This window comes from Demequina lutea, assembly GCF_013409005.1.
GTDB lineage: Bacteria > Actinomycetota > Actinomycetes > Actinomycetales > Demequinaceae > Demequina > Demequina lutea.
The window spans coordinates 2,043,097-2,061,031 of sequence record NZ_JACBZO010000001.1; the positions used below are offsets into that span (position 1 = coordinate 2,043,097).

Sequence of the window (17,935 nt, forward strand, 5' to 3'; positions counted from 1 at the left end):
GACGCATTGCGTTGAGTCCCCCCCTTGGAGAATTCACTCGACCTCGAGCAATCAAGCGGTAGGGTAGCACGACGATGGGCGGCCATGGGGGTCTTCGCCGGGGGGGTCAACCAAATGGATGAACGGCATACCTCCCGGCACCTTGCCGTATTCATCCTCGGCATCATCGTTGCGGGTGTCCTGGTAGCGGTGTTTGCACCGTCGATCACGCCGGGCTACGACACGTCGTTCGCGTTGGCGTGGGGTCGGGACCTTGCCCACGGATACGGCCTAGATTTCACGCACCCCTCCTCCCCCACACCCCACCCCCTGGCCTTGCTCGCGGGGCTCGGCGCCGGGTTCGCGCCGGTTCACTTTGCCATCAATGCCGCCGGCGGCCTGGGAGTCGCGGCGGGGCTCACCACGCTGGCACTTCTTGGGCTCGTGACGTTCGAAGTGACCGCAAGCCGCATCGCCGTCGGCGCCGCGGTCGCTTGCACCGCGGGCAGCGCCGCAGTAGGCCTGCTCGTGCTCGGTGCCTCCGCCGACGTCGCCTACAGCGCGATCGGGCTGGGCGCGGTACTCCTGACCCTGCGAGGTCGGCAAACCCTCGCCGTCGCGGCATTCGTGGGCGCGGCACTGTTGCGCCCCGAGGCGGTCCTGTTCGCGGTGGTACCGCTCGCACTGGCATTCATGGCCCACCGGGGCGCGGATAGCCGCAGCGCCAATCACCACGGCCCTGATCAAGAGGGCCCCGCAGCCCGGCCCGCCTGGATTCGCACCGCTTGGATGTTCGCCGCCGGCCTGGCACTGGCAGTAGTGGCATGGCTCGCGACGGGCGCGGCAGGAGGAGACCCGCTCGTCGCACTGCACTCGGCCAGCACCAACGCACAGGTCAACAACAACCCACGCGGGCCGATCGTCGCCCTGACCCACGCCCTGCCCGGGCTGGCAGGCCCCACCGGCTGGCTCACCGTGGGGGCAGCCGCCACTGCGCTTGTCGTGGCGGTGTTGGCTGGGCGCTCCCGTGCGCGACGTGCCCTCACACCGCAGGCCCGTCCGGGAAGGTCCGCCCCACGCAAGCCCTCCGCACGCAATGCCTCCGCACGCAATGCCTCCGCACACAAAACCTCGGTGAGTAGAGCCTCCGCGCGTCAAGTCCAGGCTGCCCCGGTCGCGCGTGACGCTCAACAGCACGCAACGATCATCACGGGCATCTTCGTCGGCGTCGCCCTGATCGCCTACCTTGCCCAGGGACTCACCGGAACGCCACTGGTCGCCCGCTACCTGCTACTTCCGGCGCTGCTGTGCGTCGCGTTAGCAGCACGCTGCATCCCCCTCGCCGCCCGGCTCGCCCGCAACCCGCGGCTATCCACGGCCGTAGCGGCGGCCGTCGGGGTGGTGCTCGTGGGCGCCTCCGCCGGGTCAAACGTGTCCGCCTGGCACGACGTCAGCTACGCACGCCAGGTGCGCGCCGACGCTTTCACCGCCGCCTCACAACTACTCGACACCGACCTTGCCCGTCGCTGCGATGCACCCGTCGTGGTCCGCAGCCCCGCCATGGTGGCCATGGTCGCACTGACCCTCGACCGACCGCTGCGCGACATCACCGTCGCCGACCAAGCCGGAAAGGGTGTGCTGCTCCAGCCCCTGAACAACGATGCCGCCCAACTCGCTGGCTACGGACCCATGACCCCGCTGACACAACAAGCCACCTTCCCCACCGATGCCCCGCCCCGCCAATCCAACGCCGACTGGGCCCTCTACAGCAGCTGCCAACCATGACCGGCCAGCCGCGCGCCCGGCTCGCAAGCCTCGCCATCCAGCTACCAGACGCGACCCCGCTTGACGTGACGATCCTGTTGCCGTGCCGCAACGAGGCGGCCACCGTCGCGGTCTGCACCACCCTCGCGCTGGCGTGGATCGCCCGCCGCAACCTGACCGGTGAGGTCCTCGTCGTCGACAACGCTTCAACCGACACGTCCCCCGCCAACGCCCGCACGGCCGGCGCCCGCGTGATCAACGAGCCTCGCGTCGGCTACGGCAACGCCCTGCGCACCGGGATCGGGTCGGCCCGCGGACGCATCGTGATCATGGCCGACGCCGACAACACCTACGACCTGACCGACCTCGACGCGTTCTATGACCCCATCGCCCTGGACCACACCCACGACATCGTCATCGGCGACCGCTTCAACCAACCACCCGCGCGCGTCGCCATGAGTAGCCTCCACCGTGCCGGAAACTGGGCGCTATCCGCCCTGACCCGTGCCACCACCGGCACCCCCGTCCATGACTTGCACTGCGGGCTGCGCTCCTTCACCCGGACCACCATGACCGACCTGCCCACGTGGAGCACGGGCATGGAGTTCGCCACCCACATGCTCACCCACGCCCACCATCAGCACCTGCGCATTGCCCAAACACCCATCACCCTGCACGCGCCCGCCAACGGACGGCGCTCCAACCTGCACCCCCTACGCGACGGCCTGCGCCACCTCGCCACCATTGCGCGCGAGGCCCTCCGACGGCGAGCCGCACGCACGCCCACGTAGTCGGTCTAAAGGCTCCACCCCTGCGCCACAACTCCGAGCGCTACAGGTGAAGAGTCACCAGGCGAATTCCTCGATGTGCAGGTGCTCTTCTGGGGCGCCGCAGGCGCGCGCCTCCGCCAGAATCGTGTTCGCCCATACCTGCGGACCGCACACGTAGACGTCGGACGCGATCAGTGCCGGAGCGAGTTGCGTCATGCGAGCCGCCATTCCCTGAGGGAGCCAGCCGCGTGCCCGACGCCCGGTGAGCAGATAGAGCGTCGCTCCGCGGTCCGCGGCCAGAGCACGCACCTCGTCGAGGTGAGGGATCTCTTCCGGCGTTCGTGCCCGCAACATCACCACGATCGGGCCGGAACCGTCGAGGTCCTCAAGCAGGGACACCATCGGGGCAATTCCCGAGCCCGCGCCGATCAAAACCGTTCCGTGCGCCCGCCGGTGGTGAGGAGTGAATCGACCCAACGGGCCCTCGGCCATCACCTTGGTGCCAGGCAGCAGATCGGCCATGGCCGCCGTGAAGTCGCCGACGGGCTTGACCGTGATGCGCAACACGTTCCCTCGCGGGGAGCGCGACAGCGAGAACGGGTGCGCCTCGAGCCACATTCCGGGGGTCAGGAACCTCCACAGGAAGAACTGTCCCGCCTTGGTCTTCATGCGCGACAGGCCGCGACCGACGATCCACACGGAGATTGTGCCGTCCGGGTTGCGGTCGACCCTCTCGACCGTGAGGTTATGCCTCGCAAGCGTCCACACGGGCTTGATGATGCGGTAAAGCAAGAATCCGCCGACACTCACCGTCCACAGGATCGCCCAGTACCATCTGGCGAAGGTATCGGTTGCGGAATGCGCGATGCCCGAAAACGTCGTGCCCGAGGTGAACTGGTGAGGGATAGACAGCCCGACCACGAGGTAGGTGAGCAGGTGGACCGTGTGCCAACTCTCGTACTTCCACTTGCGCCTCACGGCCGCGAGCGACGTTGCGACGACCGCGATCAGTAGCCAGAACCCGATCACCGACAGCGTCATCTGCGTGCTGAAGTTCAGCAAGAAGTTCCACGCCTGGTTCCACCAACCCGTGTGGGTCCTGGCGGCGTAACCCAAGATCAGCGTGAAGACGTGGGCCGCGATCATGAAGAAGCCGATGCGCCCCAAACGTCCGTGAAGCAAGGCTGCGCGGTCGTGGCCAAGCCGACGCTCCACGATCGGGATGCGCGCGATCACGAGGAGCTGAATCATCATCATCGAGGCGGCGACGATTCCCGTCGCACGGCCGACGGCAGTCAAGGACTCGCCGACCGTGGTGATGGGCGCGCCAGCCGCAAGCATGAGCGATATCGCGCCGACACCTGACAGCCAGAACACCGTCTCCAGCGTGTCTCTCCACGCGGAGTCGGTCTCCGCCCTCTGTTCAAGGTCTACCCGCGAAGTCGCAATTCTTGGTCTCATGTCGATGCTCACGCTAGCCCTGCCTTTTGCATTGCGGACTGTACAGCGCCCTCAAAGCCTTGAGTCGTGTAGCTCGCGCCGGACACGTAACCCACATTCGCCTTCTGCTGCTGCAACACCGCGTTGATGAGCAGGGGCAGTGCGTATCCGGTGATCTGTTGCGAGGTCGAGTCTTGGGCGCCGTCCTGCAGCATCTTGATGTTGGTCATTTTGCCCGCCGCGACAGTGATCTCGACTTGGAAGCTGCCGTAGCGGGTGTTGACGGCCGAACCACTGAAGGTGCCCGACGGGGCGGCCGGAGCGGGAGCCGGGGCCGGGGCCGAAGTCTTCGCGGGAGCCGGGGCCGGGGCCGACGTCTTCGCGGGAGCCGGGGGCGGCGCAGAAGTCGTCGCTGGGGCCGAAGTCGCCGCGGGGGCCGACGAGGCGCTGGCGGACGGACTGGTCGAAGTCGAAGGCGAAGGCGAGGGCGTCGGCGAACCCGTGGCCGTCGCCGACGGTGCCATGGTGGACCCCACCGCGCTATTGCCAACGGCGCTGATCGACGTGCCGCTCGGGCTCGCGCTCGTTGCGGCGCCAACGATGCCAGCCGCCCAACCGGCGCCAAGCATCACCGTTGACACCGTGGTGACAACCGCTACGGCATTTCGCTTCATTTAATCTCTCCCAGTACCAGGCGCCCTTCCCGGCGCGATACGACAAGACTGATGCCCGAACCTCACAGACCGATCAGAGCACGTTCAGAGAACGGGTAGACCTCGCATCATGATCCCGGAGGGCGCAGACAAGGCCGAGATGTCCTCCCGGGGGTCTACCCGGAGCAACACCAGGTCGGCCGGATCTCCCTCGGCGAGCACCGGAGCGCCAAGGAATCGGCGTGCGCGCCAGGTGGCCGCGGCGACCACCTCCGCCGCGGGCATGCACGTGGCCATCTCCGCGGCCTCGCGGGCGAGGTCGCCATGAGCGACGGACGTTCCCGCGTCGGTGCCCACCAGGAGTGTGACTCCAGCGTCATGCATCGCGCCCACCTGCACGTACCTGCGCTCATACATTCGCTGCATTCGTGCGGCGAAGACGGGAAACCTCTCCTCCGCCAGTGCCGCGAAGGACGCGAAATTCGCCACCTGCAGAAGCGTCGGCACCACGGGAATGCCTGCTGCCGCTGCGCGCTCCATATGCGCGGCGGTCATGCCCGTGCCGTGCTCGATGGAGTCGATCCCCGCACCGAGCAGCCCGTCAAGAGACTCAGTGGCAAACGTGTGTGCCGTGACTCTCCCGCCCTCGGAATGGGCGGCGGCCACCGCATCCGCAAGCTCCGCATCCGCCCATAGCGGTGTGAGGTCGGCATCGTCGCCCAGGTCACGATCGATCCAGTCGGCGATGATCTTGACCCAATCGCCCGAGGCGCGGGCCTGGGTCGCAGCCTCGGCCACGAGATGACCGGGCTCGACCTCGACCGCGTACCCCTTGAGATAGCGCTTGGGTCGGGCGATGAAGCGCCCCGAACGCATGACCTTGGGAAGGTCCTCGCGGCCAACCAGCGCGTCGAGCGACCCGGCCGCTCCCGTGTCGCGAAGGAGCAGGACGCCAGCATCGCGCTCGATCACGGCGTGCTTGACGATCTGATCGCCCTCGACGAGGCCCGCTGGACCCACGGAGAGGTGGCAATGCATGTCAACGAACCCGGGGAGTACCCAACCGTCGACGCGCACCACGTCGGTGTGGCGCGGCTTCTCGTAGGTCATGCGCCCACCGACCACCCACGCACGGCCGACCACCACATCCTCGTCCGCAAGGATGGGACCGGTCAGCTCGTAGGCGCTCATCCGCGCAGGTACTTGCCCAGGCTTGGCAGTTGCGAGGGATCAAACTCGGGTGCGGGGGCCTGAGGCACGCCGAAGGCGCTGCCAGGGGCAGGCGGAGCATCGGCACGGTTGCGCAAGGCCTTCTCCTGCTCGGCGCGCTTGGCCGGGTTTCCCGACTTTCCCTTGACCTGGCGCGGAGCGACCTGCTTTCCCTTTGACTTCTTGCCGCCCGGCATTCCACCGAAGGCGCCAGGGCCACCGCCCATGCCTGGCATGGCCGGCATTCCGCCGCCGCCAGCCATCGCCTTCATCATGCGCTGCGCGTCCTCGAACCGCTTGACCAGCGAGTTGATCTGGGCCACGGTCGTGCCCGATCCCGATGCGATGCGCAAGCGTCGGGAACCATTGAGGGCCTTGGGATTGTCGCGCTCGTACGGTGTCATCGACTGAATGATCGCCTCGGTGCGCGTGAGTTCGCGCTCATCGAGGTTCTCGATCTGCTCGCGCGCCTGGCCCATGCCGGGGAGCATCGTGAGCATCTTCTTCATCGAGCCCATGTTCTTGAGCTGCTGCATCTGACTCAAAAAGTCGGTGAGGGTGAAGTCCTCGCCCTTGGCCATCTTGTCGGCCATGCGGGCGGCCTCGACCTGGTCAAACTTCTGCTCGGCCTGCTCGATGAGCGTGAGAATGTCGCCCATGTCGAGGATGCGGCTCGCCATGCGCTCGGGGTGAAACACCTCGAACTCGTCGAGCTTTTCACCAGTCGACGCGAAGAGGATCGGCACTCCGGTGATCTCACGGACCGAGAGCGCCGCGCCACCGCGCGCGTCGCCGTCGAGCTTGGTGAGCACCACGCCGGTCATGGCAACGCCCTGTTGGAAGGCTTGTGCCGTCGCGACCGCGTCTTGGCCAATCATGGAGTCGATGACGAACAAGACCTCGTCAGGGTCTACCGCCTTGCGGATGTCACCCGCCTGCTTCATCAGCTCCGCGTCGACGCCAAGGCGTCCGGCGGTGTCGACGATCACGACCGAATGCTGGCGCTTCACCGCCTCCTTGATCGCGTTCTTCGCGACCTTGACGGGATCACCCTTGGACCGCTCGTCGTCCCGCGTGACGCCCCGCTCGGGCGCGTAGACCGGCACCCCTGCGCGCTCGCCGACGACCTCGAGTTGCGTCACGGCATTGGGGCGCTGCAGGTCGGCCGCCACCAGGATCGGCGTGTGGCCCTGGCTCTTCAGGTGGTGCGCGAGCTTGCCGGCGAACGTCGTCTTGCCCGCACCCTGGAGGCCAGCAAGCATGATGACCGTGGGTCCCGACTTGGCAAAGCTCAGGGGCCGCGCACTGCCACCCAGGATCTCCACAAGTTCCTCGTGGACGATCTTGACGACCTGCTGGCCCGGGTTGAGGGCCCCCGATACCTCGGCGCCGACGGCGCGGGCGCGAATCCGATCCGTGAAAGTAGTGACGACGGGCAGGGCCACATCGGCGTCGAGCAGGGCGCGCCTGATCTCCGCGACGGTGCCGTCAATGTCGGCCTCGGTGAGCCTCCCCTTGCCGCGCAGGGTGCGGAACGTGGCTGTCAGTCGATCAGACAAGCTGGCGAACATGGCTCTCCCTTCGGCGTGAGCGGTTCGACTAGCGTACCTGCGGCTCCGGCCCTAAAGAGGCGCGCACACGCGACGTGAGGTTCTCGATGAGCTGTTCGCGCCACGTCGTCCATGCCTTGGGGCTCGCGGCCCTTGCATCGGCCTCCGTCAGCACGCGCAGCGTCTCGAAGAGATCGTGCCGGCCGTCAAGCCGCTCCATGAGCTCCGTGGCCACCGCGGGATCGCCGGCGTCTCGCGTGGTCGCGAAGTCGGCGAGCGTGAGGTGCTCGCGTACCAGGATCTGCATGTCGGCCGCCACCGCCTCGGGCAGGCCGATGTGTGCGGCAATCCCCGGAATGAGCGCGGCGCCGTACGCCGAGTGGTCGATCACTCCCGCTTGTTTGCCGATGTCGTGGAACAGTGCGGCATACAGCAGCAGGTCGCTGTCACCGACTTGGCGACGCATGCGACCGGCAAGCACCACGGTCTCGACCTGATGGCGATCGACGGTGTACACGTGGAACGGGTTGCGCTGCGGGCGGTTGTGGACCGGCGCCCATTGCGGAATCCACCTGACGATCTGTCCTGCGACGTCGAGCGCTTCCCATACCGACGCGAGGTGCTGGGACGCTCGCAGAAGCTCTCCAAAGTGCTCTCGCACCTCCTCCGGCCACGGCACAGGCAGCTCGGGGCAGCGCGCAAACGCCTCCAGCAGGCTCGGCGTGAAGGCCAGCCCCTTGGTGGCCGCGGCGGCGGCCGCCCGCACGGGCAGTGCCGCGTCGTCCTCGGCGACATAGCCGGGAGCGAGGGCCAACTCTCCGTCGACGTCAATGAGGCCCTGCGCGACGTGAACGTGACGCGGGGCGCTACCCCTCCGCTTGGCAAGGAAGGCCCGCGAACCGACGCCCGACTTCTCAAGCGAGCGTCGCGCGCCCCTCTCCGTCGTATCGACGGCGAAGGCGATGACGCGCCCCGCCCCCGCAACGGATGCCAAGAGCTCGTCGACATCGTCGTAGCCCATGTGCTCCGCCACGTCCGATGCAATGTGCCTACCCACGATGTGGGTGGCGCGGCCGGTCACCATCTGCACGGCGTCGCGCACGTCCAAGAGGTGGTTTGCCGCGTCGTCTACCGAGCCGTGCGGCTTGTCGGTGAGCCACGTCGCGGACAGCGCGGTCAGGCTCACGTAGTCGCGCAGTCCACCGCGCGACTCCTTGAGGTTCGGCTCGATGAGGTACGCGAGCTCGCCACAGCGTTCGGCGCGGGCGCGGGACGCTGCGAGAAGATCGGGAAGGCGCCTGCGGGCGGCCGACCGCCAGTCGGCAAGGATCGCCGACCTCGCCTGCTGAGCGAGAAGCTCATCGCCCGCGATGTGTCGCAGGTCCAGCAGCCCCGCCGCGGCGGCCAGGTCCTTGGAGGCGACCTGCCTGCATTCGACGAGTGACCTGGTCGAGTGATCGAGCTGAAGGCCCGCGTCCCAGATCGGGTACCACAGGCGCTGGGCGGCGGCGGCTGCGGCCGCCTTGCCCTTGGAGGTGCCGTCATGAAGCAACACGAGGTCGAGATCGGATTGCGGCCCGGCCTCCGCCCGCCCGACGCTCCCCACGGCGGCGAGCGTCAAGCCGTCGACACCGTCGACCACCATCGCGAAGTGCTCGGCGAGCCGCTCGTTGACGAGCGCGGCGAGCGCCTGCCGCCGCTCTCGGCCGGGACTGTGAGAGAGCGCTAGCGCCAACTCTTGCCTCTCACGCTTGAGGTCCCGCACCCCCAGGGGATGCGGGACCTCAGCATGAGAATCATCCCGGACTGCGTCCGATCGACCCATCGTTTATTGAACTCCTTAGAGAGCGTCGGCGCCGTGCTCGCCGGTGCGAACGCGAGCGACGTCGTCAACGGGAATGACCCAGACCTTGCCGTCGCCGATCTTGCCCGTCTGAGCGGCCGACACGATCGCGTCGGTCACTGCTGCGGCATCGGCGTCCTCGACGAGGATCTCAAGACGAGTCTTGGGAACCAGGTCCACGGTGTATTCGGCACCGCGGTAGACCTCGGTGTGGCCCTTCTGACGGCCGTAGCCGGCAGCCTCGGATACCGTGACGCCCTTGACGCCTACGGCCTCAATTGCGGCGCGGACCTCGTCCACGCGGTGTGGCTGAATGATCGCAGTGACCAGTTTCATCGTTGGTTCGCCTCCTCGTATGCGGTTTCGCCGTGCTCGGCGAAGTCGATGCCCGCCACTTCTACATCTTCGCTCACGCGCAGACCCATCGTGTACTTCAGTGCGTAAACAATCACGAGCGTCACGACGAATGAATAGACAACCGCCACGAGCGCGCCGATGACCTGCGAGCCGAGCTGCTCCCCACCGCCTCCGTAGAAGAGGCCATTCAATGCACCCTTCGGCGCAAAGGTGGTGCCCTCATTGAGGTGCGCGAAGAAGCCGATCAGGATCGTGCCGACGATGCCGCCGACCAAGTGGACTCCCACGACGTCAAGCGAGTCATCGAAGCCGAACTTGTACTTGAGACCCACCGCGTAGGCACACACGATACCTGCGATGAGGCCGATGGCGAGCGCACCCCAGGTGTCCACCGAGGCGGCCGCGGGGGTGATCGCGACCAGACCCGCGACGATGCCGGAGGCGGCACCGAGCGACGTGGCGTGACCGTCACGAATCCTCTCGACGAGTAGCCAACCAAGCATGGCGACCGCGGGAGCGACCGTCGTGTTCAGGAAGGCCCGACCGGCGGTCGGGTCTGCGGCGAACTCCGAACCGGCGTTGAAGCCGAACCAGCCGAACCACAGGAGCGCGGCACCGAGCATGACGTAAGGCAGGTTGTGAGGCTTGAAAGGCTCCTTGCCGAAGCCCTTACGGATGCCTAGCACGAGCGCGAATGCAAGACCCGCGGCACCGGCGTTGATGTGGACGACCGTTCCACCGGCGAAGTCAATCACCGGGGTCGGCGAGAACGAGCCGAGCAAGCCGCCGTCCCACACACCGTGTGCGACGGGCGTGTAGACGAGCGTGACCCACAGCACCGTGAAGACGGTCCAGGTGCTGAACTTGAGACGGTCGGCGAGCGAGCCCGAGATCAGGGCCACCGTGATGATGGCGAACGTGGCCTGGAAGGCCACCATGACCAGGAACGGCACCCCCGCGGAGGCCGCGAGGCTTGTGCTGTCGCTCACTCCGTTGAGTCCAAAGAAGCCCTTGGGGCTGCCGACGAAGTTGCCCAGCAGGCCGCTGGAGCCGTTGAAGGCCAGTCCATATGCGTAGACCACCCAGACAACCGCGACGGTTCCGATGGTGATGAAGCTCATCATCATCATGTTGAGCACGGACTTCGTGCGAACCATGCCGCCGTAGAAGAACGCCAGCGCGGGCGTCATCAGCAGCACGAGTGCGGTCGCAACGATCATCCACGCGGTGTTGCCAGTATCAAGCGTGAAATCCATTGTCTAATCTCCCTCCGCGAGCCGGACGGCCAGCAGTGATGCAAGACTCCCGCAGGATGGTTTCGCACGAACCTCCCCCGTGTTTCCGTACCGTTACGAAATCGCCGGCCAGGTAAAAGTCGTGTTGCGCACGAGGGGCAGAGCCGCTGCCCCAATGATTGGGGGCACTATTCGACCGACTTTCACGTCACTCGATGGAGTCGACCATCCACTTTCCGTCCACCTTGACGAGGTGGTACGTCAGCGGGCCGTCTCCCAAGTCTGGCGACGTGAGCGTTCCCGTGACGGTCGCGGTCGATCCACTTGTCTCGACGCCGTCAAGGCTGATCGAGAACGTCCCGTTACTGGGATCGGGAAAGTATGAGACCGCGGCCTCTTCGCACGTCCCCGGGTAACCATCTCCGTCCCTGAAGTCGGCAGTGGTGAGGTCGAGGTATGTCTTGCAGTCTCCCGACATGTACGCGGTGTTGAAGGCATCCGCGACGCTCTTGGGGCCCGCGGTGACCTTGCCCACGAGCATCACGACGGCAACGACAGCAATGACACCGAGTACGACGAGTCCTCCGCCAATTCCAACGATCCAGGGCCAGACGCGCCGGCGAGGCGCTGACGACGCGACCCCCAGGGGCTCTTGTGACGGCAACGCCGCATAGCCGTTCACGGGAGCAGCGGGCGGCGCGGGCGGCGTGGCGAGCTCTGCGGCGGGAGCAATGTGCTCAGTCCACGCCGAACCGTCCCAATACCGCTGGGTTCCATCCGGCTGCGGGTACCAACCTGCTGCTGCTTGCGTCATGATTCCGCCCCTTCGTCGCCGCGCTACGGCGCTTAAGTGCACGGTAGCAGTTGGGGAACTCGACCGTATGGCCTTGCCGCCCGATTCCTCTGGGCGCCCCTTTTGTCGCGCTAGTCGCCAAGCAAACCGTCGACAAAACCCTCGGGATCGAAGGGAGCGAGGTCGTCGGCGCCCTCGCCGAGGCCCACAAACTTCACGGGTACGCCAAGCACCCTTTGAACCGCGAGCACGATCCCGCCCTTGGCGGTGCCGTCCATCTTGGTGAGCACAATCCCCGTGAGCGGCGCGACCTCCGCAAACACGCGTGCCTGGGCCAGACCATTTTGGCCCGTCGTGGCATCGAGGACGAGGAGCGTCTCGCTGATCGGAGCCACCTTGGTGACCACGCGAGCAATCTTGCCGAGCTGATCCATCAGCCCGGCCTTGTTTTGCAGCCTTCCCGCGGTGTCGATCAGCACGATGTCGACGCCGTCGCGCTGCGCGGTCTGCGTCGCGTCGAAGGCGACCGATGCGGGATCGGCTCCTTCGGCATCGGCCCTGACCGTGGCGACGCCCACGCGGGCTCCCCACGTCTCGAGTTGGTCTGCGGCGGCGGCCCTGAACGTGTCTGCTGCGGCGAGCACGACGGAATAGCCCTCGGCGACAAGGACGCGTGCGATCTTGCCGACACTCGTGGTCTTGCCCACACCGTTCACTCCGACGACGAGAACGGGGGCGAGTACTCCTGCGCCAGCGACGCCCACTCTCAAGGAGCGGTCCGCCTCCGGGTCAATGGCCGCCAGCAACGCTGCACGCACCGCCGCTTTGGGGCTCTCTTCGCCCCCGGAGACCCTCGCGCGAACCTCCGCGATGATTTGCTCGGTGACCGCCGCGCCCACATCGGCGAGGAGCAACGCCTCTTCGAGCTCATCCCAGGCATCCTGACCGAGGTCGCGACGCCCGAAGAAGCCGGCGAGCCGCTCCCCCAGCGCACCGCCGACGCGTGAACGCCTCAGCGCGAAACGCGAATCGACGCTCTCTGGAATCTCGAAGGCACCCGGACCCGCGGGCGTCCGGGTCGGGGCGGGCGCTTCGACCGTGGCCGCTGTCGCCACGGGAGCTGGGGTGCTTGGCTTCGCCTTCTCGCCTCGAGAACGCAATCGCCACGTGGCGAGGGCCACTCCCACAATCGCCACGGAGGCGACTACTACGACGGCGAGGTCTGCTTGGCCGGGAATCCAGGAAATGTCCACATCTCTAGTGTCGCAAATGCATGTGACGTGTCGGCCTCTGGGCGCGCCGACGAGTCCAGGCTCGCCCGTCTACATCAGCGGAGGTGCTCGCCGACCGGCCGGAGGCCAGCGCGATCGGCCTTGGCCCTGTCGATCTCCGACAACCTGCCGACCAACTGCCAATCGCCCTCGTCACGGCGAAGGGTGGCGTAAAGATCGATGTGTTCCTTGTGCGACTTGGCGCGACGAAGCGCCCGAATCGCCTGAGCTCCGCGGCCCTCGGCGAGGAACGCCAAGCCCATGGAGAACAGGGACAGAACGATGCCCCACGCGAAAATGTCGAACATAGCGCCAAATACCATGATGCCTCCAACAACGGACAGTTTGTACATAAAGTCTCGCCGTTGAGACATTGGGTGCAGGGCCGTTCTCGCGAAGGCCTCTGTAGGTAATAACGCTTCGGGCGGCCTTGCGTTCCCCGCTAGGCCGCGTCGTCGTGACCGCGTCGTCTAGGCCGCGTCGTCACCCATGCGCTGGGAAACGACCGTCGTCACACCATCGCCACGCATCGTGATGCCGTACAGGGCATCCGCGACCTCCATCGTGCGCTTCTGATGCGTAATCACAATGAGCTGGGACTCATCCCGCAGTTCCCTGATGATCTCGAGCAGGCGTCCAAGGTTGGTGTCGTCCAACGCGGCCTCGACCTCGTCCATGACGTAGAACGGGCTTGGCCTCGCCTTGAAGATCGCCACGAGCATCGCGACGGCGGTGAGCGAACGCTCGCCGCCGGACAACAGCGACAGCCGCTTCACCTTCTTGCCCGCGGGCCTTGCCTCGACGTCGATTCCCGTCTCGAGCATGTTCTTGGGATCGGTCAGCACGAGCCTGCCCTCCCCGCCGGGGAAGAGGCGCGGGAAGATCAATTCAAACTGAGCGGCCGTGTCGTTGAACGCCTCGGTGAAGATCTGCTCCACTCGCTGGTCGATCTCGGTCACGATGCTCAACAGGTCCTCGCGTGACGACTTGATGTCCGCAAGCTGGTCCTGGAGGAACTTGTGCCTCTCCTCCAGCGCCGCGAACTCCTCCAACGCGAGCGGATTGACCCGCCCCAACTGACCGAGCCCGCGCTCGGCATGCCGCAGCCGCTTCTCTTGAGCCTCACGCACGAAAGGCTCCGCCTTCTCGTTGCCTTCCGCGTCGATCACGGGCACGTCGTGCTGTGGACCGAACTCGTCGACGAGTTGACCGGGGTCCATGCCCAGTTCCTCGATCGCGCGCTCGCTCAGTTGGTCGAGCCTCACCTGCTGCTGAGCGCGCATCACCTCGTCGCGGTGCGATTCGTTCGTCAGCCTGCCGTACTCGCCCGACAGTTGTTCGACGTGGGCGCGCACCTCGACGAGAGCGGTCGTCCGCTCCGACCGCCTCGACTCAACGTCGGCCCTCGCGTCGTCGGCCCTCGCCACGGACGCGTCGATGACAGGGAGCGTGGCGGCGACGCCCGCCATGACCTCACGCGCCGCCTCGGATTGCTTCTGCCTGCGCTGGGCGGCCTCATCGGCCCGCGCCCGCGCGTCGCGCTCGGCGGACGCCGTCCTCTCGAGACTCTCCGCACGCGCCGCGAGTGCGCGCGACCGCTCCTCCGCCGTGCGCAGGGCGAGCCTCGCCTCGGTCTCCTTGGCGCGCGCAATCTGCGCGGCCGCCGAGTCCTCGTCGCGCTTGATGTGCGCCGACTTGGTGTCCGACTCCGTCTGCTCCGGTTCTGCCTGCGCGGCCCTGAGCCGCTCCACGAGACCCGCAAGCTCGCCTTGGTTGGCCTCGATGCGTGCGCTCGCATCCGACATTTGACTCTCGAGGCGCTCGGCGTCCGCGCCCGCAGAACGCGCGGAGGACGACAGGTGGCCCAGTTGCTCGGCGACCGCGGACATTCTCGCGTCGGACTCGTGGAGACGGGCGAGGGTTGCCTCGTGCGCCACAGACGCCCGCTGCTCCTCCTCGGCCGCGGCGCGCAGCGCAAATTGCTGCTGCTCCGCCTGGTGAGCTGCCGCGTCTCGCTTGTGGCACGCGTCGTCGAAGGCCGCCTGGAGATGCATGATGCTTGGCGCGTCTCCGGCTCCGCCCGATGCGTTGCGCGAGCCGAGCAGGTCTCCCCTGCGGGTCACCGCCACCACGTCGTGATGTGCCGCGACGAGCGCCCTCGCGGCCGCCAGGTCCTCGACGACAACGACACCGGAGACGAAGGCCCTCACGGTCGAGGCGAGCGCCGACGAGTCTTCGATGAGGTCGGATGCCCACTCGGCGCCAGGCGGCAGTGCCGCGTCGGGGTTTGTGACCACCGCGGAGGAATCCGCAACGACGAACCTGGCCCGCCCCGCGTCTTCGTCGCGCAGCCACCTGATGGCGTCGACCGCGTCGTCAACCGAGTCAACGGCGACGGCCTCCGCGAGCGTGCCGAGCGCCGCGGCGATCGCGTCCTCCGCCCCGTCCCGAATGGTGATGTGCGATGCGACGGTTCCCCGCACAAAGCGGACTCCCGCCGCGAGAAGCTCGCCCACGCCGTCCTTGCGTGTGAGCGACAGACTCAGCGCCTCCGCCTTCGCCGCCCAGGTGTCGCGCTCCCTTTCGGCGTCGCGCAGGCCCTGTTTCACGTGCTCGAGCCGTTCCTTGGCCTCGTCAAGCGCCCCGACGGCGGCCTCATGGGCGGCGTCGAGGTCCTCCTCGCCGCGCTCGACGTCCATCACGGTGGTCTCGAGCCTCTGGAACTCAGTCGCCGCATCGCGAGCCCTGCGCTGCGCCGCGTCGTGTGCCTCACGCAGGCGACCAATTTCCGCTTCCATCGCCTCGACGCTCGACCGGCGGGCGGCCACGTCGCCCGCGAGCCGCGCGACACCCTCACGGCGATCGGCAACCGAGCGCAATAGGTTGGCCAGATGCCTCTCTGACGCCTCGGCCACCTGTTCCGCCTCCGCGCGCGCGGACTCAGCCGATTCGAGAGCCGTCGTCGCCTCCTGCACCTCTCCGTCGAGCTCCTCGCGCGCCGCATGGGCACGCTCGAGCTGGTCCGCGAGGTCGATGAGGTCGGTGACGGGCTGCGAATCGACGGCGGAACCGAGCATCCGCACGCGCTCCTCGGCCAACGTGCCGAGGTTGCGCAGGCGTTCGCGCTGGGAGGTCAACCGGTAGTAGATGTCGTTGGCCTTCGTCAACGCGGGCGTCGCCTCGGCCGATGCCGTTTCCAGTTCGGCCATGCGCGCCTTCGCCTCGGCAAGTGCCGCATCGACTTGCGCCTGACGCTCCTTGATCGCGGATTCGTCGGCCTGATCCTTGGCGATGGCGATCGTGAGCATTGAAATGTCGTCGGCGAGAATCCGAGAGCGTGCATCGCGCACCTCGGACTGGATCGATTGGGCCTGACGCGCGACCTCCGCCTGCTTGCCCAAGGGGCCGAGCTGCCTGCGCAATTCGGCCGTGAGGTCCTGTACTCGGGTCAGGTTGCCCTGCATCGCATCGAGCTTGCGGAGCGCCTTCTCCTTGCGCCTGCGGTGCTTGAGGATGCCCGCGGCCTCCTCGATGAAGTGCCTGCGCTCCTCGGGCGTTGCCCGCAGCACGCCGTCGAGTTGGCCCTGACCAACGATCACGTGCATCTCGCGGCCCAGCCCAGAGTCGGAAAGCAGATCCTGGATGTCGAGCAGCCTGCAAGGCGCACCGTTGATCGCGTATTCGGACCCGCCTGATCGGAACAGCGTGCGGCTGATCGTCACCTCGGAGTACTCGATGGGCAGCGCACCGTCGGAGTTGTCGATCGTCAGCGCCACCTCGGCGCGCCCAAGCGGCGGGCGGCCTGCCGTGCCCGCGAAGATGACGTCGGACATGTTGCCGCCGCGCAGGGTCTTGGCGCCCTGCTCGCCCATCACCCAGGCGAGGGCATCGACGACGTTCGACTTGCCGGAGCCGTTTGGCCCCACCACGCACGTGATCCCCGGCTCGAATTCAAGGGTGGTCGCGGACGCGAAGGACTTGAAGCCCCTAAGCGTCAGCGATTTGAGGTGCACGTGGCGAGTCTAGTGAAGGGTGCGGCTAGGCCCTCACAGGGAGGGGAACCAAATGCCAATCTCGCGCGCGGCGGAATCGGGACTGTCCGAGCCATGCACGAGGTTCTGGATCACCTTGGTGGGCCACTGGCGGCCAAGATCGCCGCGAATGGTGCCTGGCGCGGCCACCGTCGGGTCCGTCGCACCCGCAAGCGAACGGAAGCCCTCGATCACCCTGTCGCCCTCGGCGACAACCGCCAGGACGGGGCCCGAAACCATGAACTCGACGAGCGACTCATAGAACGGCTTGCCCACGTGCTCCTCGTAGTGCTGGGCGAGCAGTTCGGCCGATGCGGTGCGCAGTTCCACGGCGACGAGCGTGTAGCCCTTCGCCTCGATGCGGGCGAGGATCTGGCCGGACATGCCGCGCTCGACGCCATCTGGCTTGACTAGGATGAGGGTGCGTTCAGTCATGACGCGAGCCTAGCCTCCCGGCCGCGAGACCGAGGGCCCGCCAGACCGGGGCGCGCGTCGTGCCAGGATTGGCACATGATCACGCTCGACGACTTCGACACCTTTCCCGACTTCCCCGTGCCTGGGGTCTTGTTCTACGACATCGCACCGATCCTGGCGAGCCCCGCGCTGTTCAGGGCGGCGTGCGACGCGCTGACGCCGCCGCCTGGCGAGGGCGTCGACCTGATCGCGGGAGTGGACGCGAGGGGCTTCATTTTTGCCCCCGTGATCGCCCAAGACTTGGGGCTCGGCATGACGATGGTGCGCAAGAAGGGCAAGATGCCCGGCGAACTCCTGCAAGCCGATGCGACGATCGAATACGGATCATCGGAATTGACGCTCAACCCTCAAGGAATCGAGGGAAAGCGAGTGCTCGTGATCGACGACGTCCTGGCCACCGGGGGCACCGCGCTCGCGGTCGCCGACCTCCTGGAACGCGCGGGAGCGGCCTCCGTGCAGTTCGGTTTCTTGCTCGAGATCGGGGCACTGCCCGGCCGCGAGGTGCTCGCCGGGCACTTGGTGCACTCTGCGCTCGTCGTCTAGCAAGACGCGGTCTAGCGGCGAAT

15 protein-coding genes and 1 pseudogene are annotated in these 17,935 nt (G+C 67.0%); 4 read left to right on the forward strand and 12 right to left on the reverse strand.

The features are described 5' to 3' along the window. Positions 1-114 precede the first annotated feature (114 nt). On the forward strand, positions 115-1,764 hold the full coding sequence (locus tag BKA03_RS09895) for a hypothetical protein (protein WP_152649610.1): 1,650 nt from the start codon (positions 115-117) through the stop codon (positions 1,762-1,764). Continuing rightward, positions 1,761-2,534, forward strand: a complete 774-nt coding sequence (locus BKA03_RS09900; protein WP_062075744.1) for a glycosyltransferase family 2 protein — start codon at positions 1,761-1,763, stop codon at positions 2,532-2,534. The genes BKA03_RS09895 and BKA03_RS09900 overlap by 4 nt, the downstream gene beginning before the upstream one ends. Before the next feature lie 54 nt (positions 2,535-2,588). On the opposite strand, the gene BKA03_RS09905 is transcribed toward BKA03_RS09900, so the two are convergent. Continuing rightward, positions 2,589-3,986, reverse strand: coding sequence for a ferredoxin reductase family protein (locus BKA03_RS09905; RefSeq protein ID WP_062075743.1), 1,398 nt, complete (start codon positions 3,984-3,986; stop codon positions 2,589-2,591). Beyond that, positions 3,983-4,210 (reverse strand): annotated as a pseudogene (locus BKA03_RS09910) (FMN-binding protein); the annotation flags it as partial. The gene BKA03_RS09905 and the pseudogene BKA03_RS09910, both read right to left, overlap by 4 nt. 22 nt (positions 4,211-4,232) lie before the next feature. Here BKA03_RS09910 and BKA03_RS09915 point away from each other — a divergent pair. Beyond that, entirely contained in the window at positions 4,233-4,631 is a 399-nt protein-coding gene (locus BKA03_RS09915; RefSeq protein ID WP_179398077.1) for a hypothetical protein, read from the forward strand. A gap of 80 nt (positions 4,632-4,711) precedes the next feature. Here the strand turns inward: BKA03_RS09915 and BKA03_RS09920 are convergent, their stop codons facing one another. From BKA03_RS09920 to ndk, 10 genes are all read right to left on the reverse strand, one after another. Next, complete coding sequence (locus BKA03_RS09920; protein WP_062075740.1) at positions 4,712-5,797, reverse strand: amidohydrolase family protein; 1,086 nt, start codon at positions 5,795-5,797, stop codon at positions 4,712-4,714. Continuing rightward, positions 5,794-7,386, reverse strand: coding sequence for a signal recognition particle protein (ffh, locus tag BKA03_RS09925; protein ID WP_062075739.1), 1,593 nt, complete (start codon positions 7,384-7,386; stop codon positions 5,794-5,796). Before ffh ends, BKA03_RS09920 begins: the two co-directional genes overlap by 4 nt. A gap of 28 nt (positions 7,387-7,414) precedes the next feature. Further along, positions 7,415-9,190, reverse strand: a complete 1,776-nt coding sequence (locus BKA03_RS09930) for a [protein-PII] uridylyltransferase family protein (RefSeq protein WP_062075738.1) — start codon at positions 9,188-9,190, stop codon at positions 7,415-7,417. A 15-nt stretch (positions 9,191-9,205) separates the two neighbouring features. Continuing rightward, entirely contained in the window at positions 9,206-9,544 is a 339-nt protein-coding gene (locus BKA03_RS09935) for a P-II family nitrogen regulator (RefSeq protein WP_062075737.1), read from the reverse strand. Next, positions 9,541-10,821, reverse strand: coding sequence for an ammonium transporter (locus BKA03_RS09940; RefSeq protein ID WP_062075736.1), 1,281 nt, complete (start codon positions 10,819-10,821; stop codon positions 9,541-9,543). The genes BKA03_RS09935 and BKA03_RS09940 overlap by 4 nt, the downstream gene beginning before the upstream one ends. Positions 10,822-11,008: 187 nt before the next feature. Beyond that, complete coding sequence (locus tag BKA03_RS09945) at positions 11,009-11,614, reverse strand: DUF2510 domain-containing protein (protein WP_062075735.1); 606 nt, start codon at positions 11,612-11,614, stop codon at positions 11,009-11,011. Positions 11,615-11,724: 110 nt separating this feature from the next. After that, positions 11,725-12,783 carry a signal recognition particle-docking protein FtsY gene (gene ftsY, locus BKA03_RS09950; RefSeq protein WP_439645173.1) on the reverse strand — a complete coding sequence of 353 codons (1,059 nt, stop codon included), beginning with the start codon at positions 12,781-12,783 and terminating at the stop codon, positions 11,725-11,727. A 137-nt stretch (positions 12,784-12,920) separates the two neighbouring features. Continuing rightward, the gene (locus BKA03_RS09955) at positions 12,921-13,187 is read right to left on the reverse strand and encodes a hypothetical protein (protein WP_152649609.1); all 267 of its coding nucleotides are present in this window, start codon (positions 13,185-13,187) and stop codon (positions 12,921-12,923) included. 147 nt (positions 13,188-13,334) lie between these two features. Then, the gene (gene smc / locus BKA03_RS09960; protein ID WP_179398078.1) at positions 13,335-16,877 is read right to left on the reverse strand and encodes a chromosome segregation protein SMC; all 3,543 of its coding nucleotides are present in this window, start codon (positions 16,875-16,877) and stop codon (positions 13,335-13,337) included. A 33-nt stretch (positions 16,878-16,910) separates the two neighbouring features. Next, positions 16,911-17,330, reverse strand: a complete 420-nt coding sequence (ndk, locus tag BKA03_RS09965; RefSeq protein ID WP_062075732.1) for a nucleoside-diphosphate kinase — start codon at positions 17,328-17,330, stop codon at positions 16,911-16,913. A 75-nt stretch (positions 17,331-17,405) separates the two neighbouring features. Here ndk and BKA03_RS09970 point away from each other — a divergent pair, with 75 nt between their 5' ends. Continuing rightward, positions 17,406-17,912 carry an adenine phosphoribosyltransferase gene (locus BKA03_RS09970; protein WP_062075731.1) on the forward strand — a complete coding sequence of 169 codons (507 nt, stop codon included), beginning with the start codon at positions 17,406-17,408 and terminating at the stop codon, positions 17,910-17,912. Positions 17,913-17,935: the final 23 nt, after the last annotated feature.

Coding starts and splice junctions, on each gene's coding strand:
- BKA03_RS09895 (WP_152649610.1), top strand. CDS start 115: ATGGATGAACGGCATACCTCCCGGCACCTTGCCGTATTCATCCTCGGC.
- BKA03_RS09900 (WP_062075744.1), top strand. CDS start 1,761: ATGACCGGCCAGCCGCGCGCCCGGCTCGCAAGCCTCGCCATCCAGCTA.
- BKA03_RS09920 (WP_062075740.1), bottom strand. CDS start 5,797: ATGAGCGCCTACGAGCTGACCGGTCCCATCCTTGCGGACGAGGATGTG.
- ffh (WP_062075739.1), bottom strand. CDS start 7,386: ATGTTCGCCAGCTTGTCTGATCGACTGACAGCCACGTTCCGCACCCTG.
- BKA03_RS09930 (WP_062075738.1), bottom strand. CDS start 9,190: ATGGGTCGATCGGACGCAGTCCGGGATGATTCTCATGCTGAGGTCCCG.
- BKA03_RS09935 (WP_062075737.1), bottom strand. CDS start 9,544: ATGAAACTGGTCACTGCGATCATTCAGCCACACCGCGTGGACGAGGTC.
- BKA03_RS09940 (WP_062075736.1), bottom strand. CDS start 10,821: ATGGATTTCACGCTTGATACTGGCAACACCGCGTGGATGATCGTTGCG.
- BKA03_RS09945 (WP_062075735.1), bottom strand. CDS start 11,614: ATGACGCAAGCAGCAGCAGGTTGGTACCCGCAGCCGGATGGAACCCAG.
- BKA03_RS09955 (WP_152649609.1), bottom strand. CDS start 13,187: ATGGTATTTGGCGCTATGTTCGACATTTTCGCGTGGGGCATCGTTCTG.
- ndk (WP_062075732.1), bottom strand. CDS start 17,330: ATGACTGAACGCACCCTCATCCTAGTCAAGCCAGATGGCGTCGAGCGC.
- BKA03_RS09970 (WP_062075731.1), top strand. CDS start 17,406: ATGATCACGCTCGACGACTTCGACACCTTTCCCGACTTCCCCGTGCCT.